The organism is Arthrobacter sp. TmtSoilC79 (assembly GCF_059739405.1).
In genome coordinates this window covers 1,444,286-1,469,810 of record NZ_AP046051.1, presented here as the reverse complement: position 1 = coordinate 1,469,810, position 25,525 = coordinate 1,444,286, and the positions used below count along the sequence as shown (strand labels likewise).

The window sequence follows — 25,525 nt, the reverse complement described above, 5'->3', positions numbered from 1 at the left end:
CTGCATAGACTTCGGTCATGCGGCTCATGATCGCCGGTGGCGGCGGCTTCCGGGTACCCCTTATCTACAGGGCCTTGTGCGTGGGTCCCTTCGCCGGGCTGGTGGACGAGCTGGTGCTCTACGATGTGGACGAGGCCCGCTTGGCAGCCATTGAAGCTGTTGTCCGCGACATGGCCTCCGCGGAAGGTTCCGCGCCCGTCGTCGTGGTTTCCTCTGACCTGCCGGAGGCTCTTACCGGGACGGACACGGTGTTCGCGGCAATCCGTCCCGGCGGCACTGCCGGGCGGATCGCCGACGAACGCGTGGCCTTGGATCTTGGCCTGCTGGGCCAGGAAACCACCGGCGCGGGCGGGATCTCCTATGCGCTGCGGACCATTCCCCGCATGCTGGAACTCGCCGAAGCGATGCGGGAATATTGCCCCGGGGCGTGGTTGATCAATTTCACCAACCCCGCAGGCATGGTGACCGAAGCTTTGGGCCCGGTGTTGGGACGCAAGGTGGTGGGCATCTGCGATTCCGCCGGGGGCCTGGTCCATCGGGCGGCACGTGCTGCCGGCACCCCGCTGGCAGAAGGAAGTCTCGACGGCGTGGGCTACTTCGGGTTGAACCATCTCGGCTGGCTGTATCGGCTGGCTCCCGGCGGGCGGGACCTGCTGCCCGGGCTGCTGGCGGACCACGCTGCGCTCGAGACCATCGAAGAAGGCAGGTTGTTTGGGCAGCACACCCTGCTGCAGCTTGGCTGCCTGCCCAACGAATACCTGTACTACTACTACCAAACAGCCCGGGCCACCGATGCGATCCGCCGGCAGCAGGAAACCCGGGGTGCATCAATCCACCACCAGCAGAGTTCCCTCTACCCTGCCCTGGTGCGAGCAACTCATCCCTTTGAGCTGTGGGACAGTGCCCGCAGGTCCCGGGAGGAAGGCTACCTGGCTGAAGCCCGTACGCACGGTGAGCAACGGGACGAGTCCGACTTGGCCGGCGGTGGCTATGAGCGGGTAGCACTGTCCGTGATGCGGGCGTTGTCCGGGGGTGGATCTGCCCAGCTGATCCTGAACGTTCCCAACGCGCCGGTCTCGCCTGCTGGTCCGGCGGGCAAGGTGGCCGTGCCCGGGTTGCCGGCCGACGCCGTCGTCGAGGTTCCCTGTGAGGTGACGCCCGACGGCGCGTGGCCGCTTGCGCAGGAACGGCCGGGCGGCCAATTCCTCACCCTCATGCAGCACGTCAAAGAGGTGGAGCGGCTGACCATCCGTGCTGTGGTGCACGGCGAGCGCAGTGCTGCCGTTGATGCCTTCGCGGCGCACCCTTTGATCGGAACGGCGGAGCTGGGAGAACAACTCCTCACCGGATACGAGGCAGCGTTTCCCGAACTCGCCCGGCTGTGGAGGTGGCCTACAGCTTCCGGTACATGACGTGCAGGCCCACGTAGCCGATCTCCGGATGATCGAATGCCTCAGGCACCGTCGCCAGGATCCGGAAGCCCATGGACTGCCACAACCACACCGCCCGGACGTTGCTCTCCACCACGGCGTTGTACTGCATGGCGTAGAAGCCTGCAGCCTTCGCTTCAGTCAACGAATAGGCGCAAAGGGCGCGGGCAACACCTTGGCCTGAGTGGTTGGCTCCCACCATGTACCCGGCATTGGCTACATGACTGCCGCCGCCGGCCTGGTTGGCGTGGAACTCTCCTGTTCCAAGGATCACGCCCGAGTCCCTGGCTACGGCCACGAACGTCTGGCCGGGAGCGTCTTTGATCCACTTGCTCCGGGCCGCTTCCTCGGACGTGTCACGGTCCCAGGTAAAGGTCTCACCGGCACGGATCACCGGTTCCAGGATGGCCCAGATCCCGGGCCAGTCCGCGGGGATGGCTTGGCGGATGTCGAAAGTCTGTTCTTCGCTCACAGCCGCCACGCTAGCAGCCCCGTCCAGCGGTGGTGCTGCCCGCAGCTGTGTGTTGGCACCTTCGGAGGCAGTGGACGGCAGGAGTAGTGTTTTCTGCAGGGCAAAGGCGTGTTTGCTGTTTTGCTGTTCGTGTCAGGAGGAATGCGGTGCCGTTGATCCGTCGTGTGGCGTTCCTGTCCTTGCATACCTCCCCCATGGAGCAGCCAGGTGCCGGAGATGCCGGTGGGATGAACGTCTACGTGCGGGCCCTGGCCATGGCGCTGGCGGAGACCGGGGTGGAAGTGGAGATCTTCACCCGATCCACCAAAGCCGGCCAACCCGCCGTCGAACATCCAGGTCCCGGCGTCTGCGTCCATAACGTCATGGCGGGGCCTCGCCGCAAAGTCCCCAAGGAAGAGCTGCCGGCCCTCCTGCACCAGATGGTGGAACAGATCGACATGATCCGCGGCAGCCAACTGCACGGCCGCTACGATGCCATCCATTCACACTATTGGGTGTCCGGCGTGGCCGGGCTGGAACTGTCAGGGCTATGGGGCGTGCCGCTGGTGCACACCATGCACACCATGGCCAAGGTCAAAAATCTTGTCCTCGAATCCGGCGAACGCCCCGAGCCCCGGCGCCGCGAAGAGGGCGAACAGCGGATCGTCGACGGCGCTACCCGGCTGGTCGCCAACACTCCAGCCGAGGCCGAGGAACTGGTTTCGCACTACGGTGCCGATCTTGACCGGATCGACGTGGCCCCGCCCGGCGTCGACCTCAAGGTCTTTACGCCCTCGTTCCGGCGGAAGTCACGGTCCCTGCGCGGAGTCAGGCCGGACAGTTTCCATATCCTCTTCGCCGGGCGGATCCAGCGGCTCAAAGGCCCCCAGGTGTTCGTCAAGGCCGCTGGGATCCTGCGCAAGCGCCGGCCCGACATCGATCTCGAGCTGACCATTCTGGGCTCCCTCAGCGGTGCCAAGGACTTCAATCTCCAACACATCATCGACGACGCCGGACTGGCCGACGTCGTGACGCACCGCCCGCCTGTGGTGGCACCTGAACTGGCGGGTTGGTTCCGCTCCGCAGACGTCGTGGTCATGCCCTCTTTCAGCGAATCCTTCGGTTTGGTCGCTTTGGAAGCACAAGCGTGCGGTACACCAGTGGTGGCCACCAACGTGGGCGGACTGTCACGGGCCATTTCCGATGGCCGGACGGGCATGCTGGTGGACGGACACGACCCCTCCGACTGGGCAGACGCCTTGGAGGACCTCTACGACGACGTCCAGACCCGTGAAGACATGGGTCGGTTGGCCGCAACCCACGCCGAATCCTTCGGATGGCAACGGACAGCAGCCATCACGCTGGAAAGCTACCGCGAAGCAGTGGGCGGCCTGCTGGTTCCCCGGCGCTGAGTCTTCGCCGGTTCCGCCGTGTCGACTGGTAGATTGACGCGCACAGCGAACCAACGCCTGCAGCACCACCCCGCTGCCGGCATACCCAGCCAAAGGACGACGATGTCTGAAAACAAGGTCCTGTCCGATCTTGAAATTGCCCGCAAAGCCACTATCCAGCCCATCGTGGACATTGCCCGACGCGCAGGCATCACCGAGGACGCCCTTGAGCTGTATGGGCCCTACAAGGCCAAAATCAATCCGTCAAAGCTGGTTTTTCCCGCTGGGAAGACCCCCGGCAAGGTAGTACTGGTGTCCGCCATGTCCCCCACCCCGGCAGGCGAAGGCAAGTCCACCACCACCGTGGGGCTGGCCGACTCCCTGGCCCGCGCAGGGCACAACGTGATGATTGCCCTTCGCGAGCCCTCCTTGGGGCCGATCCTGGGGATGAAGGGCGGAGCCACCGGCGGCGGGTACTCCCAGGTGCTTCCCATGGACGACATCAACCTGCACTTCACCGGCGATTTCCATGCAATCACCTCCGCCAACAACGCGCTCATGGCCCTGGTGGACAACCATATTTTCCAAGGCAACGAACTCAATATCGATCCCCGCCGCATGACATTCAAACGCGTGCTGGACATGAACGACCGCTCGCTGCGGGAAGTGGTCATCGGCCTCGGCGGACCTGTTCAGGGCGTACCGCGGCAGGACGGCTTCGACATCACCGTGGCCTCCGAAATCATGGCGGTCTTCTGCCTGGCCAAAGACCTGGACGACCTCCGCGCACGGCTGGGCCGGATCACTTTTGGCTACACCTACGATCGCTCGCCGGTCACTGTAGCGGACCTCGGTGTCGAAGGCGCACTGACCATGCTGTTGAAGGACGCCATCAAACCAAACCTCGTCCAGACCATCGCAGGAACCCCTGCATTGGTCCATGGTGGCCCGTTCGCCAACATTGCCCACGGCTGCAACTCCCTGATCGCCACCAGCACGGCCATGCAGTTAGCCGACATCGTGGTCACAGAAGCCGGGTTCGGGGCAGACCTCGGCGCGGAAAAGTACATGGACATCAAGGCGAGAATCGCCCAGGTGGCGCCATCCGCCGTCGTAGTGGTGGCGACGATCCGCGCCCTGAAGATGCAGGGCGGGGTCCCCAAGGACCAACTCAGCGAACCCAACGTCGAGGCCGTTGCTGCCGGGGTGGAGAATCTTCAGAGGCATGTCCGCAACGTGTCCAAATTCGGCATCTCCCCCATCGTCTCCATCAACAAATTCGCCACGGACACCCCGGAGGAACTGGAGTGGCTGCTCGACTGGTGCGCCGCGGAAGGCGTCGAGGCCGCCGTCGCCGATGTCTGGGGCCGGGGCGGAGGAGGCGACGGCGGTGACGGTCTTGCAGGGAAGGTTGCAGCCGCCTTGTCCGCACCGTCGGACTTCCACCACCTCTACCCTCTGGAGATGCCTGTGGAGGACAAGATCCGGACCATTGTGCAGGAGATCTACGGGGCGGACGGCGTCGACTTCTCGGTTCCGGCCCTGAAGCGACTGGCGGAGATCGAGAAGAACGGTTGGTCCGACTTCCCTGTCTGCATGGCCAAGACCCAATACTCCTTCACCGACGACGCTTCCAGGCTCGGCGCTCCCAAGGGTTTCACGGTGCACGTGCGCGAACTGATACCCAAGACCGGCGCCGGCTTCATCGTGGCGTTGACCGGCGCTGTCATGACCATGCCCGGACTGCCCAAGGAACCGGCCGCGATGCGCATGGACGTGGACGCCGACGGTCAACCCACCGGCCTCTTCTAACCCGCTCTCACATCCCCTGCCCTCCAGACCCACGCTCTCTCACATCCCCTGCCCTCCAGCACCACGCTCTCTCACTCTCTTGAGAAAAGTGAGCGAGCGTCGGCCCCAAACCGGAAGGACGTGAGAGAAGGTTCGGGAAACGACAAACGCCCCCGTAGTGGACACGGGGGCGTTTGGTGTAACAGGGGTGTTTAGCGCTCGATGTCGCCGCGGATGAAGGCTTCGACCTTATCGCGGGCGAGGTCGTCGTTGAACTGCTCCGGCGGCGACTTCATGAAGTAGCTGGACGCGGAAAGCAGTGGTCCGCCGATGCCGCGGTCAAGGCCGATCTTGGCCGCACGGATGGCGTCGATGATGACACCTGCCGAGTTCGGGGAATCCCAGACCTCAAGCTTGTACTCAAGGGACACCGGTGCGTCGCCGAAGTTGCGGCCCTCGAGGCGCACGAAGGCCCACTTGCGGTCGTCCAGCCAAGCCACGTAGTCCGACGGCCCAATGTGGACGTCGTCCGCGTGCAGCTCGGCCTCAACGTTGGAGGTCACGGCCTGGGTCTTGGAGATCTTCTTGGATTCCAGGCGGTCGCGCTCCAGCATGTTCTTGAAGTCCATGTTGCCGCCGACGTTGAGCTGGTAGGTGCGGTCCAGCGTCACGCCGCGGTCTTCGAAGAGCTTGGCCATGACGCGGTGCGTGATGGTGGCACCGATCTGGCTCTTGATGTCATCGCCCACGATCGGGATGCCGGCCTCGGTGAACTTGTCAGCCCATTCCTTGGTTCCTGCGATGAACACGGGCAGGGCGTTGACGAACGCCACACCGGCGTCGATCGCGCACTGGGCGTAGAACTTTGCAGCCTGGTCCGAGCCAACGGGCAGGTAGCAGACCATGACGTCGGCCTTGGCCTCGCGCAGCGCTGCGACGATGTCCACGGCTTCCTCGGGGGCCTCAACGATGGTCTCGCGGTAGTACTTGCCGAGGCCGTCGAGCGTGTGGCCGCGCTGGACCGTTACACCGGTGGCAGGGACGTCGGCAATCTTGATGGTGTTGTTTTCGCTGGCGCCGATGGCGTCGGCCAAGTCCAGTCCAACCTTTTTGCTGTCAACGTCGAAAGCAGCAACGAACTGGACGTCATTGACGTGGTACTGGCCGAACTCGACGTGCATCAGACCCGGGATCGTGGCCTTGGGGTCAGCGTCGCGATAGTACTGAACACCTTGGACCAACGATGCAGCGCAGTTACCTACGCCGACAATGGCAACACGAATCGGATGTGAAGACACGGAACTCCTCTTGAGACTAAACCTCATATGCCAGGCGCAGCCCTGACTGAGTCCAGGGCACGACTGATTGGCACGGCGCCATTCGGCGCACTCTTGCATTGTAACCAACACAGCAGGGGCCGGCTTTGTTCCCGGCCGGCCCCTGCAGTTTTATGGCGATACTTTGGAGGCTACTTCCCGGCCCAAAGGTTGATGTCCGACTCCACAGCGAATTCGTCAATCGCCGTCAGTTCATCCGTGGTGAACTCCAGGTTGTTGATGGCGCTAAGCGTGTCTTCAAGCTGGGCGACGCTGGATGCACCAACAAGCGCAGAGGTCACCGGGGAGCCCTTGGGCTGGTCACGCAGAATCCAGGCAATGGCCATCTGGGCGAGGGTCTGCCCACGTCCCTCAGCAATGGCATTCAAGCCCCTGACCCGGTCCAGCTTTTCCTCGGTCAGTTGGGATTCGGAGAGGAATCGTTCCTTCGCCGCCCGCGAGTCGGCCGGAACACCGTTGAGGTAGCGGTTGGTCAGCATGCCCTGCGCCAAGGGCGAGAACGCGATGGAGCCTGCCCCCACCTGGTCCAAGGCCTCATAGAGATTGGGGGATCCGTTCTCGGTCCACCGGTTCAGCATGGAGTAACTGGGCTGGTGAATCAGCAGTGGCGTGCCGAGTTCCTTCAGTATCCGGGCAGCCTCAATGGTCTGCTCGGGTGTGTAGGACGAGATTCCGGCATACAGCGCCTTGCCGGACCGGACCGCGTAATCCAACGCGCCCATGGTCTCTTCCAGCGGCGTCTCCGGGTCCGGGCGGTGGCTGTAAAAAATGTCCACGTAGTCCAGGCCCATGCGCTCCAGCGACTGGTCCAGGCTGGAGATCAGGTACTTCCGGGATCCCCACTCACCGTACGGGCCGGGCCACATGTAGTAGCCGGCTTTGGTGGAGATGACCAGTTCATCGCGGTAGGGCTTGAAGTCATCCTTGAGGTGGCGCCCGAAGTTGGTTTCCGCCGACCCGTCGGGCGGGCCATAGTTGTTGGCGAGGTCGAAGTGGTTCACACCAAGATCGAACGCCCGGCGCAGGATGGCACGCTGTTCGTCAAAGCGCTTGTCATCGCCGAAGTTGTGCCAGAGGCCCAGCGAAATGGCTGGGAGCTTGAGTCCGCTGCGTCCAACACGGCGGTAGGGCATGGTTTCGTAGCGGTTTTCCGCAGCCGAATAAGTCATACGTACCATCCTGCCACTGCGCAAACCGGGGTGACGGCGCCGTCCGCTATGTGGGCGCCGTCACCTTCGGCTTGGAGGACTTACTGGACGCGCACGACGGCGGCGCTTCCGCCGGGAAGCGTCAGCGTCCCCTCGTCCAGGGCTGCTTCGCCGTCAGTAGCCAGCAGGATGCTGCCGCTCAGGGGCGTCCCGAGTGCATCGTCCCCGAAGTTGCAGATGACGCGAACATCGCCGCGGGACATCTGCAGCCAGTGTTCGTCGTCGTCGAACTCCACCGAAGTCTCACCGAAGCCGCCGTCCACCAACTCGGGCGTGTCCCGGCGCAGCTGTGCTAAATCCTTGTACAGCTGCAGCAAGCGGGCGTGGTCTCCCTCGCCTGCTTCATCCCAATTGAGCTTGGAACGCTGGAACGTCTCCGGGTCCTGCGGGTCGGGCACCACAGCGGGGTCCCATCCCATGCGTTCGAACTCCTTGATCCGCCCTTCCGCTGTGGCCTTTCCAAGCTCAGGTTCAGGGTGGGAGGTGAAGAACTGCCACGGTGTGGAAGCGCCGAACTCCTCGCCCATGAACAACATGGGCGTGAAGGGGGACGTCATGGTCAGCACTGCCCCAATGGCCAGCTTCCCGTAGGACAACGACGCCGTGAGCCGATCACCGGTTGCCCGGTTGCCGATCTGGTCGTGGTTTTGCAGGCAGACGACCAGTGCCGACGGGTGGGCAAGGTCCCGCCGGATGGGCCGGCCATGATGCCGCCCGCGGAAACTGGAGTAGCTGCCATCGTGGAGGAACCCATGTTCCAGGACCTTCGCCAACACGGCCAGTGAGTCGAAGTCCGCGTAGTAGCCGGTGGTCTCCCCACTGAGGTTGACGTGCACTGCGTGGTGGAAATCATCGCTCCATTGGCCTTCGAGCCCGTAACCGTTGTCCTTGCGCGGGTAGATGAGCCGCGGATTGTTCAGGTCCGATTCGGCGATCATTCTCCGGGGAACCCCGGTTTCTGCTTCGACCTCGTCACCCAGTGCCCCGAACTCCTCGAGGATGTGCACTGCGCGCTCGTCACGCAAAGCGTGAACGGCATCAAGGCGGAGCCCGTCCACGTGGTAGTCCCGCAGCCACATGGCCGCGTTCTCCAGGATGTAGCGCCGGACGTCGTCCGAGCCAGGCCCGTCGAGGTTAACGGAGTCACCCCAAGTGTTTCCCTCCCCCGACTTCAGGTAGGGACCGAACTTGGGCAGGTAGTTCCCACTCGGCCCAAGGTGGTTGTAGACAACGTCCTGGATGACGCCCAAGCCGGCAGCATGGGCGGCGTCAACAAAGCGCTGGTACGCTGCCGGGCCGCCGTAGGGCTCGTGGACGGCGTACCAAAGAACGCCGTCGTAACCCCAATTGTGGACGCCGTTGAAGCCGTTGACCGGCAGCAACTCAATGAAGTCCACACCGAGGTCCACCAGGTAGTCCAGTTTGGCGGCGGCAGCATCCAGTGTCCCTTCAGGGGTGAAAGTGCCCAGGTGCAGCTCGTAGATGACAGCTCCCTTGAGCGGCCGGCCCTTCCACCCGGAGTCCTGCCACTCGTGGACGGAGGGATCGAAGGTGACGGACAAACCGTGAACGCCGTCCGGTTGCCGCCTCGAACGCGGGTCCGGGAATGGCCCCTCGCCGTCCACGATGTACCCATAGGGCACGCCGTCGCCTTCCTGGCCGGGCGCCTCAGCGGGCGCCCGCCACCAACCGGGGGCGGCGGCGTCGTGGTGTTCCATCTGGTATTCGCGCCCGTCGGCAAGAAGCCGGACCGAATCAGCGTTCGGCGCCCAGACGTCGTAGCGGTTTTTTCCAGCAGCGTGCTCCAGCATCATGCTCCCTTATGCGTGTTCAAGCGTGCGTTGCAGTGATGGTTTGATGTGGGGTCAGTCGGTGGGGACCAGCAAGGCCACGGGATACTTTTCCAGCAGCGTCTCCAACAAGATGTTGCCGGCACCGTACGTGGCTCCGGTGAGTTCGTCACGGACGTTTCCGGATACCTCGATTACGGTGTCCCGCCACCCACCTTCCCGGGCAAGCCGTTTGGGCAGGCGCGTGGCCACAGTGAGGGCGCCGCGGCCGGCAACGCCGCGATCGAAGGCCACCACGTGGCCGGCTGCGGCCCCGTGCACTCCTACCGGGGTGTATCCGCTGAAGAGTTCAGGCCGGTCGCGCCGCAACCTCAGTGCCCGTGACACCACCAACAGCTTGGCCGCCTCGTCCGTAAACGCCGGCGAGGCCCCGTTGTCCAACTCCGCCAGCGCGGTTATGCGAGCCTGGAAGTCGACAGGGCGCCTGTTGTCCGGGTCGGTGAGGGAACCGTCCCTGAATTCGGTGCCCTGGTAGACATCCGGCACACCCGGCATGGTCAGCTGGACCAGCTTGGCCGACAACGAGTTGGACGTTCCATGGGGTTCCAGCTCAGCGACAAAGTTGGCCAAGGCTGCTCCAACTTCAGGCGAATCAAAGACGGAGTCGACGGCGGCCGCCAGGTGACGTTCGAACTCCTGGTTGGGGTCGGTCCAGTTGGTCGAATTACCCGCTTCACGTGCAGCCTTCAGGGCGTAGGACTGCAGGCGTCCGCGATCTGCAGGCCAGGCACCGACGATCGATTGCCATACAAGGGCAGCCAAGGGACCGTCAGGGATGGGGGCCAACTCCTGGACGGTGCCCAGGAACAGTTCCCATTCAGGGACGGCCTCGGAGATGACCGAGATACGAGCCCTTGCGTCCTCGCTCCGCTTGGTGTCATGGGTGCTCAGTGTGGTCATGGAGAGCGGCAACGCCTGCTGCCTGCGGGCCATCCGCCTATGGAAGACGTCGGTGGATACCGCGAATTCCGTCGGATCTGCTCCCACTTCGGTAAGGGTCCCCAGCCGGCTGTAACGGAAGAAGGCGGTATCTTCCACCCCCTTGGCCATGACCATTCCGGAGGTCTGCTGGAAACGTTGTGCCAAAGCACCGGAGGAATCCATCAGCAGTGGCGTCAGGAGCTCCAGCACCTCATTGAGGTCAGCACGGCTTTCCCCGGCACGACGGATCGATTCGGCCAGGACATCCTGGCCGTAAGGAAGGTAGGTGCGGTAGATGGGGAAGCAGCAGATGACTTCGGCGATGGCATCGGCAACTTTCTCCGCCGGCAAGTCCATGGACGGTGGCACCAATCGCGCCAACCGGAGGATTTCCGAACGCAGGATTCCGTCGGCGATCCGGCGCTTGGTCCCGTGGATCATCGCAGCGTAGTTCGCTGGGGATTCCGCGTCCCGCAACCTGGCGTCGAGGGAATTCAGGTATTCCTCTGCGGCCGGATCCACGAAGAGCCTGTCGACGTCGGCAAGGGCGTCGTAGCCGGTGGTCCCTTCACACTCGAAGGTGTCCGGCAGTTCTTCTCCGGGTTCAAGGATCTTTTCGACCAGCAAGTAGGCCCCACCGGTTGCTTCCCGCAGCCGGGCGAGGTAACCCTCGGGGTCGGCGAGCCCATCCGGGTGGTCGATCCGCAACCCGTCCACCAGTCCTTCACGGAACCAGCGAACGATCTCCTCGTGGGACTCGTCAAAGACCCAGGGGATTTCGACGCGCAGCCCGGCGAGGGTGTTGACGGCGAAGAACCGGCGGTAGTTCAACTCAGCGTCCGCCCGGCGCCAGCCCACTAGTTCATAGTGCTGCCGTGCATGGACTTCCCGCGGGTTGTCCCCGGAGGTATAGGTCCCCTCGGCCAGGGGGAAGCTGTGATCGTAGTAGCGCAGTTCGCCGTCCACCACCGACAACCCGTCAAGGTCGTCATCGCTTCCCAGTACAGGGATGCGGATCTTGCCGCCGCCGAAGTCCCAGTCGACGTCGAAGGCCTCCGCGTACTTTGAACCGCGGCCTTCCTTCAGCAACTGCCACCACCAGGCATTTTGCTTCGGTGAAGCAACACCCATGTGGTTGGGCACGATGTCGGCCAGGACGCCAAGGCCTTTTTCCTTCGCTGCCTTGGACAGCGCGGAAAGCCCCTCAGGGCCTCCACGGGAAGGATCGACGGTTGAAGGATCGGTCACGTCATAGCCGTGGTCCGAGCCCTCTTCCGCGGTCAGGATCGGGGAGACGTAAACCCAGTCGATGCCAAGCGAACGCAGGTATCCGGTGAGATCCGCTGCGTCCTGGAGAGTGAAACCAGCGCGGATTTGGAGCCTGTAGGTTGAGACGGGTGTCTTCATGAATCCGCCTTCTTCCCGTCACCTTCGTCATTGGTCCCCTCGGGTGCGGAGTCCTTGTAGTCGAAAGGCAGCGATGTCACGGCAGGAGCCGTGATGGACGCGTTTTCCGGTGTGCTGGTCTGCGTCAGGGCAGCAAGGGAGGCCGCCACGGAGTGGTCGGGTTCAATTTCCGGAGTGCTGTGGGCCCGCAGGACCACCAAGGACTTCCCGCCGACCATCAGGATCTGGTCGGGCTTGACCACTCCCGCTTCAGCACCTTCTCCGGCGGTGTCGATCATGACGTCCCAGGCGGGGGCGTACTCATCCGAAGGAATCCGGAAACCGACTTCTTCCTGGTCGGCGTTGAAGTAGAGCAGGAAGTTCACGTCCGTGATGCGCCGGCCCTGCGTATCCTGGCCGTGGATGCCATCACCGTTGAGGAATACGCCAACGGACCGACCCAAGGCTTCATCCCAGTCCGACGGGCTCATGGTGCTGGCGTCCGCGTCAAGCCATACGATGTCGGGCAGTCGCTCGCCTTCGCCTCGCAGGACCGGCCTCCCGTCGAAGAAGCGGCTGCGACGCAGGCTCGGATGTTTGGCCCGGAGGGCACTGACGGCGGCCGTGAACTCGATCAGGGGCTGGTCCACGTTGTCCCAGTTGATCCAGGTCAGTTCCGAATCCTGGCAGTACCCGTTGTTGTTGCCGTTCTGGGTCCTGCCGAGTTCATCGCCGTGCAGGAGCATGGGGACGCCCTGAGACAGGAACAGCGAGGCGATAAAGTTGCGCTGCTGGCGCGCCCTCAAGCCAAGGACAGTGGGATCATCCGTGGGACCTTCGGCTCCGCAGTTCCACGAGCGGTTGTGCGATTCGCCGTCGTTGTTGCCTTCGCCGTTGGCCTCGTTGTGTTTCTCGTTGTAGGAGACGAGGTCAGCCAGGGTAAAACCGTCGTGGGCGGTGACGAAGTTGATCGATGCCACCGGGCGGCGGCCCGAGTGCTCGTAAAGGTCCGCGGAGCCGGTGAGCCGGGACGCGAATTCGCCCAGGGTTGAGGGTTCGCCGCGCCAGAAGTCACGCACGGTGTCGCGGTACTGGCCGTTCCATTCGGTCCATTGCGGCGGGAAGTTGCCCACCTGGTAGCCGCCGGGACCAACGTCCCATGGTTCGGCAATGAGCTTCACCTGGGAAACCACGGGGTCCTGCTGGATGAGTTCGAAGAATGTGGAGAGTTTGTCCACATCGTAGAATTCGCGGGCAAGCGTGGATGCGAGGTCGAAACGGAACCCGTCCACGTGCATCTCGGTGACCCAGTACCGCAGGGAGTCCATCAGCAACTGCAGGGAGTGCGGGCTGCGGACATTGAGTGAGTTGCCGGTGCCGGTGTAGTCCATGTAGTACTTCTGGTCGTCTTCCACCAGGCGGTAGTACGCGGAGTTGTCGATTCCCTTGAACGAGAGGGTCGGTCCAAGGTGGTTGCCTTCGGCTGTGTGGTTGTAGACCACATCAAGGATGACTTCGATTCCGGCGGTGTGCAGTGCCCGCACCATGGCTTTGAAGTCCTGGACCTGCTGGCCAGTGTCACCTTTGGAGCTGTAGCTGTTGTGGGGGGCAAAGAACCCAATGGTGTTGTAGCCCCAGTAGTTGTTCAAGCCCTTGTCCTGCAGGATGCCGTCATTGACGAATTGGTGCACCGGCATGAGCTCGATCGCCGTGATTCCCAGCTTCTGCAGGTGGGAAATAACCGCCGGGTGGGCGACGCCGGCATACGTGCCGCGCTGCTCCTCCGGCACCTCTGGATGCATCTGGGTAAGGCCTTTGACGTGGGCCTCGTAGATCACGGACTTGTGATACGGAATCCGCAGCAGCTTGTCGCCGTCCCAATCGAAGAACGGGTTGATGACGACACCCAGCATCATGTGCGGTGCCGAGTCCTCGTCATTGCGGGAGTCCGGGTCATCCATGTTGTAGGAGAACAAGGATGGATCCCAGTCGATCTGCCGGTGGATGGCCTTTGCGTAAGGATCCAGCAGCAGCTTATTGGGATTGAACCTTTGGCCGGCGTCGGGGTCGTAAGGACCGTGCACCCTGTAGCCGTACTTTTGTCCGGGTTGGACCTGCGGCAGATAACAGTGCCATACGTAACCATCAACCTCGGTAACTTCTACGCGGACTTCCCCGCCGTCGTCGTCGAAGAGGCACAATTCCACTTTTTCGGCCTTCTCGCTAAACAGCGCGAAGTTGGTGCCGGTGCCGTCAAAGGTGGCACCCAGCGGATAAGCCGATCCAGGCCAGACTTCCATGCGTTCTCCTCTTGATGATGCGAACAACTGTTGCAAGCCTACTCATGACCCCGACAACGACAGTAACCTTAGGGTCTTGTTCGGTCGTATTCCGCGCTGAGCGAACCAATCACACGCGGTATCGCAGACATGATCGCGGAAGCTGTAAGGGGCCCTCCGTTGAATTCTTCCGATGCCTGCGATCCAGCCCGCCCGTGGAGGCTCGCAGCAACGGCAGCCAATGCAGCCCAGCGGTCCTCAACGCCCAGGCCCAGGCCGGCATATGCGCCGTCGTCGTCCTTGATGGATTCCGCGCTTTGGGCGAGCAAAGCGCCCAGAATACCGGCCAGGACATCGCCACTGCCTGCGGTCGCCATCCAGGCCGTGCCTTCGGACTGGCTGAAAACAACGCCCGACGGCGACGCCACCAGTGTGGTGGCTCCCTTCAGGAGCACCGTGGCGCCGGTTTGTTCTGCGGCCTGACGTACCCAGTGCAGCGGCCGCGATTCCACGTCCTCCCGCGTCACGGCCACCTCACCGGTTGAGGGCAGCGAGCCGAGGAGTGTGGCCAGTTCTCCAGCGTGTGGCGTCAGGATCCAGTGGGCCGGGCAGTGGTCCGGCAGGAGGCTTAATGCACCTGCATCCACTACCACGGGCAGATCCGCGGCCAAGGCAGTCGCAGCAGCGGACCTGGCCCGCTCAAGCTGCTCTTCCCCGTCGACGCCGGAGCCCAGCAACCATGCTTGGACCCGGCCGGGTTTCTCCGGTTCCCACAGAGCTTCCGGGGTTTTGGCCAGCACCAACTGCGCTACCGATTGGGGGCCGGCGTAACGCACCATCCCGGCGCCCGCGAGGGCCGCCGCATGGACGCCCAGGACAGCGGCACCGGCAAACCGCACCGAGCCCGCCACAACGCCCAGGACACCCCGCGTGTATTTGTGTGCCCGGCGTCCGGGACGGGGCAGCACTGCGGAAATTTCTGCAGAAGTGAGGCGGCGGAGCTCCGGCCGGGTGGATTCGAGCAACTCTTCAATGCCGATGTCCACCACCTGGACCCGGCCCGAACAGCCTTCCCCCGGGTCGGTCATGAGGCCTGCTTTGACGCCGCCAAACGTCACCGTAACGTCCGCATCCAGCACAGGCCAGTGGACTTCGCCTGTGGTGGCATCCAGCCCGCTGGGCAGATCGCAGGCCACTACCAAGGCGGGACGCAGTTCCTGAAGGGAAGCAATAAGTTCCGCGGATGTCCCACGGAGGCCTCCACGGGCACCCGTGCCAAGCAGGGCATCAATGATCACGTCATTTCCTGCGCATACGACTGCGAGTTCCTCAGCGTTCCCCGGCTCGAGGTAGAGGGTCCGACCACCGGCTGTCTTGAAGGCTGCCAACGCCTCGGGATGGACTTCAGCAGCGGCGAGGACCGCCGTCGTGCGCATTCCCCGGCGTGCCAGCAGCGCTGCCGCAAAGAGGCCATCGCCGCCATTGTTGCCCTTGCCTGCCAGGACGGTGACGCTGGCACCGGCCAGCCGGCGCCGTGTCTTGACCTCGCGTGCTACGGCCTGGGCCAGCCCATAGGCTGCCCGTTCCATGAGAACAGCGCCCCCACCGGCGTCCAGGTACGGTTGTTCCGCATCCCTGATCTGTTGTCCGGTGAAGGCGCTGATCATTGTTCTTGAGAGTCCGCTTAGCCCTCGGCGAGCACAGTGGCCGTGGCGATGCCACCGTCATGGCTCATGGACAAGTGCCAGCGCTTGACGCCCTTGGCCTCAGCCACTGCCAGCACCGTGCCCTTGACCTGGACCGTGGGGCCGTTCTCATCGAGGCCAATCCAGCAGTCCTGCCAGTTCATGCCCGCGGGGGCACCCAGAACCTTGGCCACGGCTTCCTTGGCCGCAAAACGGGCAGCCAGGGAACGGGTGTTCAATTCCCGTTCGGCAGGAACAAACAGCCGATCCCGGAGCCCGGGCGTCCGCTCCAGCTGCCTGCCGAACCGCTCGATGTCTACGACGTCTACGCCAATGCCAACAATCATGGCGTTATTCTACGGTCACGCTCTTGGCGAGGTTGCGCGGCTGGTCTACGTCGTAGCCCTTGGCGCCGGCCAGTTCAGCGGCAAAGATCTGCAGCGGAACAGTGGTGAGCAGCGGCATCAACAGGGTGGGCGTCTCCGGTACGTAGAAGACCTGCTCTGCGTAATCCTTGACCGACTCGTCGCCTTCTTCGGCAATGACCAAGGTGCGCGCACCACGTGCACGGACTTCCTGGATGTTGCTGACGACCTTTGAGTGCAGGGAGTCGCGGCCACGCGGGGACGGAACCACGACGAAGACCGGCTGGCCATCGTCGATCAGGGCGATCGGACCGTGCTTGAGCTCGCCGGCAGCGAAGCCTTCAGCGTGGATGTAGGCGATTTCCTTGAGCTTCAAGGCGCCTTCCAGGGCAACCGGGTAGCCCACGTGACGGCCAAGGAACAGCACGGACTTTTCGTCCTTCATGCTGCGCGCGAGCTCGCGCAGGGGCCCTGCGTTGTCCAGGATGTGCTGGATCTTGGCGGGAATCTTGTTGAGGTCCGCCAGGACGTCCTTGATCTGGCCCGAGAAGATGTTGCCGCGCAACTGGGCAAGGTACAGGCCCAGGAGGTAAGCGGCCGTGATCTGCGCCAGGAATGCCTTGGTGGAGGCAACCGCGATTTCCGGGCCGGCGTGCGTGTAGAGCACGGCGTCGGATTCGCGCGGGATGGTGGAACCGTTGGTGTTGCAGATGGAGATCGTCTTGGCGCCCTGTTCACGGGCGTAGCGGACGGCCATCAGGGTGTCCATGGTCTCACCGGACTGGCTGATCGAAACAACCAGGGTGTTGGAGTCCACAATCGGATCGCGGTAGCGGAACTCGTGCGCGAGCTCCACCTCCGTGGGGATCCGGCACCAGTTCTCAATGGCGTACTTGGCCACCAGGCCGGCGTAAGCCGCGGTACCGCAAGCGAGCACGATGATCTTGTCAACCTGCTTGAGGAGTTCGGGGTCGATGCGGACCTCGTCCAGCGTCAGCTTGCCATCGAGGTCCGAGCGGCCCAGGAGGGTCTGTGCAACAGCGTCAGGCTGATCGTGGATTTCCTTCTCCATGAAGGAGTTGAAGCCACCCTTTTCGGCCGATGCCGGGTCCCAGTCGACGTGGTATTCCTTGCCTTCGGCAGGAGCGCCGAAGAAGTCGGTGATTTCCACGGAGTCCGCGGTGATGGTGACGATCTGGTCCTGGCCCAGTTCCACGGCGCGGCGGGTGTAGTCGATAAAGCCGGAGACGTCCGAGCCGAGGAAGTTCTCGCCTTCGCCCAGGCCAACCACCAGCGGGGAGTTGCGGCGGGCAGCTACGACGACGTCGGGCTGGTCTGCGTGGACTGCAAGAAGGGTGAAGGCGCCTTCAAGGCGCTGGCAGGCCAGGCGCATCGCTTCGGTGAGGTTTCCGCCGTCGCCATTGAGCTGGGTGCGGAAGATGTCGCCAACAAGCGCAGCGGCAACTTCGGTGTCGGTTTCGGACTCGAAGGTAACGCCCTTGGCCAGGAGCTCCTGCTTGAGTTCAGCGAAGTTCTCAATGATGCCGTTGTGAATAAGTGCAAGGCGGCCGCCATCGGAAAGGTGCGGGTGCGCGTTGCGGTCGGTCGGGCCACCGTGGGTAGCCCAACGGGTATGGCCGATGCCGGTCAGGGATTCAGGAACTGGATTTGCTTCCAGTTCACCGATCAGGTTGCTCAGCTTGCCGGACTTTTTACGGGATGAGATTTTCCCGTCAGCCACCACTGCGACGCCAGCGGAGTCATAGCCGCGGTACTCAAGACGACGCAGCCCTTCCACGACGACGTCAAGGGCGCTGTGACCAGCTGCCTTGCGAGACGAATTGCCAACATAGCCTACGATTCCACACATGGGTACTAGCCTAACGTCTAGCGCAAACAACTGACGTGGGACATCCCAGCTCTTCCCCTTGCCAGTATGATGTCCAACCCTCACAATTCACCCTCCCGTCGTCGCGCATTTCCTGTTCCGCCTCGCGGAGGGCAGAATCATGAGCGTGACTTTGCAACGCACCGAAGCTAATGGCGACGGCGCTTCCCCGTTTGTAGAGCTGGACCGTCAAACGTGGTCCAGGCTTGCAGCGCAGATGGAGCAGCCCCTCAACGAAGAGGACATCTTCCGTCTCCGCGGACTCGGCGACCCCTTGGACATGAAGGAAGTCAGGGAGGTCTACCTCCCCCTTTCCCGGCTCCTGCACCTGTATGTACAGGCTTCGCACCAGCTCCATGCAGCCACCACCACGTTCCTGGGCGAACAGACCCAGCGCACACCGTTCGTGATCGGCGTCGCCGGCTCAGTGGCCGTTGGCAAGTCCACCATCGCCCGCGTGCTCCGCGAAATGCTGCGGCGCTGGCCCGGGACCCCCAATGTGGAACTCATCACCACGGACGGATTCCTTTATCCTTTGGCCGAGCTGAAGCGCCGGCACCTTTTGGAGCGCAAAGGTTTTCCCGAGTCCTACGACAGGCGCGGACTGCTTCGCTTCGTCTCCGAAGTCAAAGGTGGCGCGGAAGAAGTGCGGGCGCCGTGGTATTCCCACGTAACCTACGACATCGTGCCGGGGAAGGAAGTCGTGGTGCGGCGTCCCGATGTCCTGATTGTCGAGGGTCTCAACGTCCTGGCTCCCGCCCGTCCCCGCATGGACGGCAAGCAGGGACTGGCAGTCAGCGACTTCTTCGACTTTTCCATCTACGTGGACGCCAAAACCTCCTACATCGAGGAATGGTACGTGGACCGTTTCCGCAAACTGCGCACCACCGCATTCGCGCAGCCGGAATCCTACTTCCACCGCTACGCCACGCTGTCCGATGACGACGCCGAATCCACCGCACGCGGCATCTGGAAGCGCATCAACGAACCCAACCTCGAAGAGAACGTGCTGCCAACGCGCGGGCGCGCCCAATTGGTCCTGACCAAGGACGCAGACCACTCCATCCGCCGGATGCTGCTGAGGAAGGTCTAGGGTGGCCGACTCCCAAAAGCTCCCGAGCCGGCGCGTTTTTGCAGGCTTGCTCACCGCCGGAGCTGGAATGGCGGCATTGGCTGCGTGCACACCTGAGAAGGCCGTCCCCTCCCCCGTAGCTGCAAACGCCGCCAGCGAAGCCGCTGCGCCGTCTGCAGCCCCCTCCAGCGCCCCCGCTACGGAGTCTGCGGCTGTTTCCCCGTCCCCCAGCGCGGAGTCCCCCACTGCGGCACCGTCCAGCGCCGTTGCACCCCAGCATTCCCTCACTGACCCCGCCAGCCCTTGGGTGATCGTCAACAAGCACCGCCCACTGATCCCGCAGGACTTCGTCCCGGCCGATTTGGTCCAGCCGAAGGTCCGACTCGCCGTCAGCGGCGAAGCTTCCCTGCTTAACAGCACGACGGCGGCTGCCGCGGAAAAGATGTTCGGCGCGGCGGCAACAGAGGGCATCATCATGACCTTGGCTTCGGGCTACCGTTCCTACTCCACCCAAGTGGCCACGTACGGAGGGTACGTCGCCAGCACGGGGCAGGCGGCTGCGGACCGTGCTTCAGCCCGCCCGGGCCACTCCGAGCACCAGACGGGCTGGTCCTTCGATATCGGCGACGGGGGTGGAGCCTGCAGCTTCCAGCCGTGCTTTGCTGAGCAGCCCTCGGCGGTCTGGGCCAAGGCCAACGCCCACAGGTTCGGTTTTGTGGTCCGCTATCCCTGGATGCTCCACGACACCACCGGGTACTTCTACGAGTCCTGGCACTTGCGGTATATCGGCGTGGAAGCGGCAACGGACATGGCCACGCGCGGCATTGCCACCCTGGAAGAGTACTTCGGGCTCGAAGCAGCCCCGGACTACCTTTAGCCCTTAAACAGCATCGGCCCGCTCCCCTGGCATCCAGGGTGCGGGCCGATGCTCGTTCAAACTTCCTAGACGGTCATTTCGCTGGACACGCCCAGTCGTTCTTTGACCACTGCGGCAAGACTGTTGCAGATGCGCTCAGCTGTTTCCATATCAGCGGCTTCCACCATGACACGGACCAACGCTTCAGTACCTGACGGGCGGAGCAGCACGCGGCCGGTCTCACCCAATTCCAGCTCGGCGGCAGCAACAGCCGCTGCCACGCCTTCGTCGGTACCGGCGCGGGCCTTGTCGACGCCCTTGACGTTGATCATCAGCTGCGGGAGCTTTGTCATGGCCGTGGAGAGTTCCTTGAGGCTGCGGCCGGTCAGAGCGACCTGCGCCGCGAGCTGCAGGCCGGTCAGGACGCCGTCGCCTGTGGTGGCGTAGTCGGAGAAGATCACGTGGCCGGACTGTTCCCCGCCAAGGTTGTAGCCGCCGTCGCGCATTTCCTCCAGGACGTAGCGGTCGCCGACGCCGGTTTCACGGATGGTGATGCCGGCGTTCTTGAGGGCAATCTTAAGGCCGAGGTTGCTCATGACCGTGGCCACCAGGATGTTGTCCTTGAGCTTCCCTGCATCATTGAGGGCCAGCGCGAGGATGGCCATGATCTGGTCACCATCCACTTCATTGCCTTCGTGGTCCACGGCAAGGCAACGGTCGGCGTCGCCGTCGTGGGCTACCCCAAGATCTGCACCGTGCTTGACCACGGCTTCCTTCAGCGGGCCCAGGTGTGTGGAGCCCACACCTTCGTTGATGTTCAGGCCGTCCGGCTCAGCGCCGATCACTACAACATCAGCGCCGGCGTCCTTGAACACCTGGGGCGAGCAACCACTCGCTGCACCGTGGGCACAGTCGAGGACTACTTTGAGGCCGTCCAGGCGCTTGGGCAGCGTACCCAGCAGGTGCACGATGTAGCGGTCCTCAGCGTCGGAGAAGCGCTGGATGCGTCCGACGTCGGCTCCCACGGGGCGCTGCGGCTCTTTGCCAAGCTGCGCCTCGATGGCGTCTTCGACGTGGTCCGGGAGCTTCTGGCCGCCGCGGGCGAAGAACTTGATCCCGTTGTCCGGCGCGGGGTTGTGGGAGGCCGAGAGCATGACGCCGAAGTCGGCGTCGAGGTCTGCCACCAGGTAAGCGGCCGCAGGGGTGGGAAGAACACCGGCGTCATAGACGTCGATTCCGGAGCTGGAAAGCCCGGCTTCCACGGCGGCTGCGAGGAACTCGCCACTCGCTCTGGGGTCCCTGGCGACGACGGCGCGCGGCCGCTTGCCATTGGTTGTGCGGTCATGGCCGAGTACGACGGCGGCGGCCTGTGCGAGCTGCATAGCCAGCTCGGCGGTGAGCAATCCGTTCGCGAGACCGCGCACGCCATCTGTTCCAAATAATCTAGACATCGGCTCAAGTTTAGACGACTACGGGACACCATCAGTTCAGGGGCGTGTCGGAGCGTCATATGGACGGGCTTCAACGGTGGGTGTTTAACGGGGAAAGCCCGCCCCTTAACGGCGAAAGCCCGCCCCGCCGAAATGGCGGAACGGGCTTTCGATACCCCGCAAGGGGGGGGCCAAGCGGATTAACGCTTGGAGTACTGCTGAGCCTTGCGTGCCTTCTTGAGGCCAGCCTTCTTACGCTCGATGACGCGGGCGTCACGGCGCAAGTAACCGGCCTTCTTGAGGGTGGCGCGGTTGTTGTCGACGTCGATCTCGTTCAGCGAGCGGGCAACACCGAGACGCAGTGCACCGGCCTGGCCGGAGATGCCACCGCCGTGGATACGGGCGATGACGTCGTAGGCGCCTTCGAGATCAAGGATCTTGAAGGGCTCGTTGACGTCCTGCTGGTGCAGCTTGTTCGGGAAGTAGTTGTCCAGCGTGCGGCCGTTGATGGTCCACTTGCCGGAACCCGGAACAACGCGAACGCGTGCAACGGCTTCCTTGCGACGGCCAACAGCTGCACCGGCAACGGTCAGTGCCGGGCGCTCCTTCTTGGGCGCATCTTCAGCAGATGTGCTTTCAGAGGTGTAGCTGGTGAGGGTTTCCTCAGCCTCGACGGCTTCGGCGGTCAGTTCTTCGTTCTGAGCCACGGTTCTCCTTGTAATAAAAAGTTTAGTTGGTGGCCAGGACTACTGGGCGACCTGGGTGATTTCGAAAGTCTTCGGCTGCTGTGCAGCGTGGGGGTGCTCAGCGCCACGGTAGACCTTGAGCTTGCCCAACTGCTGTGCAGCGAGAGAGTTCTTGGGGAGCATGCCCTTGATGGCCTTCTCAACAGCGCGAACCGGGTTGGATTCCAACAGCTCGGCGTAGTTGACGGAGGTCAGGCCGCCCGGGTAACCGGAGTGGCGGTATGCGCGCTTCTGCTCCAGCTTGGCGCCGGTGAGGGCAACCTTTTCAGCGTTGATGATGATGACGAAGTCGCCCATGTCCATGTGGGACGCAAAGGTCGGCTTGTGCTTTCCGCGCAGCAGTGTTGCGGTCTGGCTGGCAAGACGACCAAGGACAACGTCGGTGGCGTCAATGACGTGCCACTGGCGGTTGATATCGCCGGGCTTCGGGGTGTACGTACGCACGGTTTTGCCTCGTTCTTGTTCTGGCGTTCATGTTTTAGGCGACACGCAGTGAGGCGTGTACCTACTATGTATGCGCTACCGGAGCAGAGGTGAGGGCTCTATGTACCAGTCATCCCAGGATCTCGATATGCCCCAGGAGTTAGCGATCCTGCAACTGGATCCCCCGTAAGGCATGTGTCATCGAGATAGGACACGCACAACGACTCTAAACAATACCTTCATCGGGGTGTCCGGGTCAAAATGGGGTAACCGCCCTTGGGGGCAGCGCACTGATTGAGGGAGAGCACATGACCGACGGGGCCGCCTTTCCACTCATTATCGCCCTCGCGGGCCTCCTCCTGGGCCCAGCCGCCGAGTGGCTCATCTCGCTGCGGCTGCCGCGGCTCGGCGGACTCCCCTCCCATAAGGTGCGGATCACGACGGCGGCTGTCACCTCGCTGCTGTTCGGCTTGCTCGCATGGCGGTTCGGTGCGTCATGGGAATTGCCGGCATTTCTTTTATTGGCATTACTTGGCGTGCAGCTTTCACGGATCGACTTCGTCCTTCATCTGCTGCCCAACGCCCTCATTGTGATCCTTCTCGGGGGTGGACTGTTGCTTTTGTCCGCGTCCGCAGCCCTTGCTCCAGGCTGGCCCGAGCTGCTCCGGGCTCTCGCCGGAGGTTCGATCCTGTTCGCCGGCTACTTAATTCTTGGACTTCTTTCGCCCGGAAGCATTGGAATGGGCGATGTGAAGCTCGCGGCACCCCTGGGGCTGTACTTGGGGTACTTGGGTTGGCAGCAAGTACTCTTCGGGGGACTACTGGGATTCGTGGTGGGCGGGGTGCTCACGGTACTGATGTTGCGCCTGCGACGCGCGGAAAAGCCTACGGAAACGGCCCATGGCCCGGCCATGGTGATCGCTGCCCTCGGCGTCGCCCTGGCCATTAACTGACGCAGCTTAGTACGCACTTACCTTCCCCGGAACGGGCCCCCCAATTGATAAGCGGGCTTTCGAAACCAAGTAGTTTCGACCCCTTTCTGTTCTAAAACTGAGTACTTCCTGCCCTCGGCCCGCACCGGCAAGTAGCGCCCACTCCCCCAAGTCGAGTACGGCTACGCATTGTCGCGACTGCTCCCCAGGGTGAATTCTTATCTCATCGAATTCCGGACCGCTAAAGGAAACATGGGGGTAGTTCGGAAGTCGAAGCAAATTCCGATAATTTGCTGGACCTATAACCCAATTCGCAAATATTTTTCTGGGAAGGATTTTCCAATGTCTGCTTTCATCTTCACCATTACCTCGTACATTGCCGGCGTCAAGGACCGCTTCACCTCCGAGGAGAAGGGCGCGACGATGGTTGAATACGGCATCATGGTCGCCGCCATTGCAGTCGTCGTCGGAGTTGCAGCCTTCGCACTCGGCGGGCGTGTTACTGCTCTCTTCGGTGGCATCCTCTAGCTCAGCCACGTGACTCGGTTGGTCGCGGCTGCCGCTTGGCAACCACGACCAACCGTCGCTTTTAAGAGCAAGTTCTTATGGGATCTGGGACCGGGAGACGGATGTGAAATCCAAAACGAATGAGCGTGGCGCCGCGGCCGTGGAACTGGCCATCATTCTGCCACTTTTGCTGCTAATCCTGTTCGGAATCATGGAGTTTGGGCGTGCCTACAATGTCCAGGTTTCCCTGACTCAGGCTGCGCGGGAAGGAGCCCGCCATGCCGCGGTGCACTACCAGGACGGCACCCTGGACGTCTCCGGCGCCGCTTTGGCCGCCGCACCGGCTCTGGACGGACTGGGAGTCACTGTCGCAGACAATGCTTCCAGCTGCGCACCAGGAGCAAACGTGGAGGTCACCACCAGTGTTTCCTTGTCTTCGATGACTGGATTCCTGGACGCCGGCTTCTTCGGCGGAGCAGGCATCTTCCCCCTCAACCTGTCAGGAGTGGGGGTGATGAGATGCGGTGGTTAGTCAGGGCACCTCGGGACATTCGGTCACCTGAAGATGCGGTCGATTCCGAACGTGGCGCAAGCACGGTCATCGTCGGAGTCCTCATGGTTGTCCTCCTCGGATTCGCTGCCTTGGCCGTGGATGTCGGGGCTATCTACGCTGAGAAAGCTCAACTGCAGAATGGCGCTGATGCTGCAGCGCTGGCTATCGCCACCGACTGCGCCGGGGGCAACTGTGGGAGCAGCACATCTACGGGAAATCAGTTCGCAAATGACAACGCCAATGACAACACCAGCGGCGCCGTCGTCACGTTTCCGGCTGCCACCACCGTACGGGTGGCAACGAATGCACGGGACACAGCAGGGCAGAACAGCCTCTCGCTGTTTTTCGCACAAACCATGGGCTTCGACACCGCGAACGTTACTGCCTCGGCCGAAGCGTCGTGGGGAGCTCCTTCTTCTGCGACTACCCTGCCGTGGACCGTAAGCGAGTGCGTTTTCAAGAAGTACCTTTCACCAGCTCAACTCGCTTCGCTGAACTCAACCGGCGCCTTCTCGGGCGATCCCATTCCAACCCACGTGACCTTGCGCTATGACACGAACGCCCCCGCAGTCGGCGGATGCGTTGCCCAAAACGGCTATCAACCTGGTGGTTTCGGGTGGCTGGAGACCAACTCCGGCTGCTCAACAGATATATCCGTTAAGGCAGTGGTCCAGGGTCAACCGGGTAACCATTTTCCCAACGGCGCAACCTGCAACTCGGTACTAGCCAAGATCATGGAAGAGCCTGCCCTCATCCCGCTTTTCAAGACGGCTGCACAGAACGGCAACAAAACAAAATACACGCTGATCGGTTTCGCGGCCTTTCAGGTGACTGGGTACAAGTTCGATGGTGGCCAGAAGCTCGACCCTGCAGCACCGAACTGCACAAACAACTGCCGCGCAATACAAGGCTACTTCTCGCGTTTCGTGTCACTCGAAGAGGGCTCACAGTCAACGGGTGGCATTCCCAACTATGGAGCATCCGTTGTGAAGCTCACCGAGTAGCCGCTGGATATGCGCCTGCT

The 25,525-nt window shown here is 62.8% G+C and carries 21 protein-coding genes; 9 read left to right on the top strand and 12 right to left on the bottom strand.

Going from position 1 to position 25,525, the window contains the following annotated elements; all coding sequences use genetic code 11:
* The first annotated feature begins 17 nt into the window (after positions 1-17).
* Complete coding sequence (locus AC6JA3_RS06840) at positions 18-1,412, top strand: 6-phospho-beta-glucosidase (RefSeq protein WP_497920014.1); 1,395 nt, start codon at positions 18-20, stop codon at positions 1,410-1,412.
* Here AC6JA3_RS06840 and AC6JA3_RS06835 read toward each other — a convergent pair.
* Complete coding sequence (locus AC6JA3_RS06835) at positions 1,393-1,911, bottom strand: GNAT family N-acetyltransferase (protein ID WP_026539852.1); 519 nt, start codon at positions 1,909-1,911, stop codon at positions 1,393-1,395. The two genes, AC6JA3_RS06840 and AC6JA3_RS06835, sit on opposite strands and share 20 nt — an antisense overlap.
* Before the next feature lie 137 nt (positions 1,912-2,048).
* On the opposite strand from AC6JA3_RS06835, the gene mshA reads away from it, so the two are divergent.
* Together mshA and AC6JA3_RS06825 are read left to right on the top strand one after the other, a co-directional pair.
* Positions 2,049-3,293, top strand: coding sequence for a D-inositol-3-phosphate glycosyltransferase (mshA, locus tag AC6JA3_RS06830; RefSeq protein WP_026546274.1), 1,245 nt, complete (start codon positions 2,049-2,051; stop codon positions 3,291-3,293).
* A 102-nt stretch (positions 3,294-3,395) separates the two neighbouring features.
* Entirely contained in the window at positions 3,396-5,084 is a 1,689-nt protein-coding gene (locus AC6JA3_RS06825; RefSeq protein ID WP_347783018.1) for a formate--tetrahydrofolate ligase, read from the top strand.
* Between the two features lie 191 nt (positions 5,085-5,275).
* Here AC6JA3_RS06825 and AC6JA3_RS06820 read toward each other — a convergent pair whose 3' ends face one another.
* From AC6JA3_RS06820 to glmS, 8 genes are all read right to left on the bottom strand, one after another.
* Complete coding sequence (locus tag AC6JA3_RS06820) at positions 5,276-6,361, bottom strand: inositol-3-phosphate synthase (RefSeq protein WP_026539849.1); 1,086 nt, start codon at positions 6,359-6,361, stop codon at positions 5,276-5,278.
* Positions 6,362-6,531: 170 nt separating this feature from the next.
* Entirely contained in the window at positions 6,532-7,569 is a 1,038-nt protein-coding gene (gene mgrA, locus AC6JA3_RS06815) for an L-glyceraldehyde 3-phosphate reductase (RefSeq protein WP_026539848.1), read from the bottom strand.
* Between the two features lie 80 nt (positions 7,570-7,649).
* The gene (gene treZ, locus AC6JA3_RS06810; protein WP_347783643.1) at positions 7,650-9,419 is read right to left on the bottom strand and encodes a malto-oligosyltrehalose trehalohydrolase; all 1,770 of its coding nucleotides are present in this window, start codon (positions 9,417-9,419) and stop codon (positions 7,650-7,652) included.
* Positions 9,420-9,473: 54 nt separating this feature from the next.
* Positions 9,474-11,786, bottom strand: a complete 2,313-nt coding sequence (gene treY / locus AC6JA3_RS06805; RefSeq protein ID WP_347783016.1) for a malto-oligosyltrehalose synthase — start codon at positions 11,784-11,786, stop codon at positions 9,474-9,476.
* Positions 11,783-14,065, bottom strand: a complete 2,283-nt coding sequence (gene glgX, locus AC6JA3_RS06800) for a glycogen debranching protein GlgX (protein ID WP_026546278.1) — start codon at positions 14,063-14,065, stop codon at positions 11,783-11,785. Before glgX ends, treY begins: the two co-directional genes overlap by 4 nt.
* 68 nt (positions 14,066-14,133) lie before the next feature.
* Complete coding sequence (locus AC6JA3_RS06795) at positions 14,134-15,711, bottom strand: NAD(P)H-hydrate dehydratase (protein WP_347783014.1); 1,578 nt, start codon at positions 15,709-15,711, stop codon at positions 14,134-14,136.
* Between the two features lie 17 nt (positions 15,712-15,728).
* Positions 15,729-16,076 (bottom strand): holo-ACP synthase, encoded by a 348-nt coding sequence (locus tag AC6JA3_RS06790; protein ID WP_011775548.1) that lies wholly within the window; start codon positions 16,074-16,076, stop codon positions 15,729-15,731.
* Positions 16,077-16,080: 4 nt separating this feature from the next.
* A complete protein-coding gene (gene glmS, locus AC6JA3_RS06785) occupies positions 16,081-17,964 on the bottom strand; it encodes a glutamine--fructose-6-phosphate transaminase (isomerizing) (RefSeq protein WP_026539843.1) in 1,884 nt (627 codons plus the stop codon).
* 139 nt (positions 17,965-18,103) lie between these two features.
* Between glmS and coaA the strand changes: the two genes are divergently transcribed.
* Together coaA and AC6JA3_RS06775 are read left to right on the top strand one after the other, a co-directional pair.
* Complete coding sequence (gene coaA, locus AC6JA3_RS06780) at positions 18,104-19,075, top strand: type I pantothenate kinase (RefSeq protein ID WP_026539842.1); 972 nt, start codon at positions 18,104-18,106, stop codon at positions 19,073-19,075.
* A gap of 1 nt (position 19,076) precedes the next feature.
* Entirely contained in the window at positions 19,077-19,931 is an 855-nt protein-coding gene (locus AC6JA3_RS06775; protein WP_431768461.1) for a M15 family metallopeptidase, read from the top strand.
* A gap of 65 nt (positions 19,932-19,996) precedes the next feature.
* Here the strand turns inward: AC6JA3_RS06775 and glmM are convergent, their stop codons facing one another.
* The 3 genes from glmM to rplM all read right to left on the bottom strand — a co-directional run bounded on the left by glmM (position 19,997) and on the right by rplM (position 22,530).
* On the bottom strand, positions 19,997-21,361 hold the full coding sequence (gene glmM, locus AC6JA3_RS06770) for a phosphoglucosamine mutase (protein ID WP_026539840.1): 1,365 nt from the start codon (positions 21,359-21,361) through the stop codon (positions 19,997-19,999).
* 179 nt (positions 21,362-21,540) lie between these two features.
* The gene (gene rpsI, locus AC6JA3_RS06765) at positions 21,541-22,047 is read right to left on the bottom strand and encodes a 30S ribosomal protein S9 (protein ID WP_035760464.1); all 507 of its coding nucleotides are present in this window, start codon (positions 22,045-22,047) and stop codon (positions 21,541-21,543) included.
* A 39-nt stretch (positions 22,048-22,086) separates the two neighbouring features.
* Positions 22,087-22,530 carry a 50S ribosomal protein L13 gene (gene rplM, locus AC6JA3_RS06760; protein ID WP_024817563.1) on the bottom strand — a complete coding sequence of 148 codons (444 nt, stop codon included), beginning with the start codon at positions 22,528-22,530 and terminating at the stop codon, positions 22,087-22,089.
* Between the two features lie 287 nt (positions 22,531-22,817).
* On the opposite strand from rplM, the gene AC6JA3_RS06755 reads away from it, so the two are divergent.
* The 4 genes from AC6JA3_RS06755 to AC6JA3_RS06740 all read left to right on the top strand — a co-directional run bounded on the left by AC6JA3_RS06755 (position 22,818) and on the right by AC6JA3_RS06740 (position 25,505).
* Positions 22,818-23,462 carry a prepilin peptidase gene (locus tag AC6JA3_RS06755; RefSeq protein WP_347783010.1) on the top strand — a complete coding sequence of 215 codons (645 nt, stop codon included), beginning with the start codon at positions 22,818-22,820 and terminating at the stop codon, positions 23,460-23,462.
* A 321-nt stretch (positions 23,463-23,783) separates the two neighbouring features.
* A complete protein-coding gene (locus AC6JA3_RS06750; protein ID WP_347783008.1) occupies positions 23,784-23,969 on the top strand; it encodes a Flp family type IVb pilin in 186 nt (61 codons plus the stop codon).
* Positions 23,970-24,072: 103 nt separating this feature from the next.
* Positions 24,073-24,480 carry a TadE/TadG family type IV pilus assembly protein gene (locus AC6JA3_RS06745; RefSeq protein WP_347783006.1) on the top strand — a complete coding sequence of 136 codons (408 nt, stop codon included), beginning with the start codon at positions 24,073-24,075 and terminating at the stop codon, positions 24,478-24,480.
* Positions 24,468-25,505 carry a TadE/TadG family type IV pilus assembly protein gene (locus AC6JA3_RS06740; RefSeq protein ID WP_347783005.1) on the top strand — a complete coding sequence of 346 codons (1,038 nt, stop codon included), beginning with the start codon at positions 24,468-24,470 and terminating at the stop codon, positions 25,503-25,505. Before AC6JA3_RS06745 ends, AC6JA3_RS06740 begins: the two co-directional genes overlap by 13 nt.
* Positions 25,506-25,525 lie beyond the last annotated feature (20 nt).

Coding starts and splice junctions, on each gene's coding strand:
- AC6JA3_RS06795 (WP_347783014.1), bottom strand. CDS start 15,711: ATGATCAGCGCCTTCACCGGACAACAGATCAGGGATGCGGAACAACCG.
- coaA (WP_026539842.1), top strand. CDS start 18,104: ATGAGCGTGACTTTGCAACGCACCGAAGCTAATGGCGACGGCGCTTCC.
- glgX (WP_026546278.1), bottom strand. CDS start 14,065: ATGGAAGTCTGGCCTGGATCGGCTTATCCGCTGGGTGCCACCTTTGAC.
- AC6JA3_RS06840 (WP_497920014.1), top strand. CDS start 18: ATGCGGCTCATGATCGCCGGTGGCGGCGGCTTCCGGGTACCCCTTATC.
- treY (WP_347783016.1), bottom strand. CDS start 11,786: ATGAAGACACCCGTCTCAACCTACAGGCTCCAAATCCGCGCTGGTTTC.
- AC6JA3_RS06825 (WP_347783018.1), top strand. CDS start 3,396: ATGTCTGAAAACAAGGTCCTGTCCGATCTTGAAATTGCCCGCAAAGCC.
- mgrA (WP_026539848.1), bottom strand. CDS start 7,569: ATGACTTATTCGGCTGCGGAAAACCGCTACGAAACCATGCCCTACCGC.
- AC6JA3_RS06755 (WP_347783010.1), top strand. CDS start 22,818: ATGACCGACGGGGCCGCCTTTCCACTCATTATCGCCCTCGCGGGCCTC.
- glmM (WP_026539840.1), bottom strand. CDS start 21,361: ATGTCTAGATTATTTGGAACAGATGGCGTGCGCGGTCTCGCGAACGGA.
- glmS (WP_026539843.1), bottom strand. CDS start 17,964: ATGTGTGGAATCGTAGGCTATGTTGGCAATTCGTCTCGCAAGGCAGCT.
- treZ (WP_347783643.1), bottom strand. CDS start 9,419: ATGCTGGAGCACGCTGCTGGAAAAAACCGCTACGACGTCTGGGCGCCG.
- AC6JA3_RS06750 (WP_347783008.1), top strand. CDS start 23,784: ATGTCTGCTTTCATCTTCACCATTACCTCGTACATTGCCGGCGTCAAG.
- AC6JA3_RS06740 (WP_347783005.1), top strand. CDS start 24,468: ATGCGGTGGTTAGTCAGGGCACCTCGGGACATTCGGTCACCTGAAGAT.
- AC6JA3_RS06790 (WP_011775548.1), bottom strand. CDS start 16,076: ATGATTGTTGGCATTGGCGTAGACGTCGTAGACATCGAGCGGTTCGGC.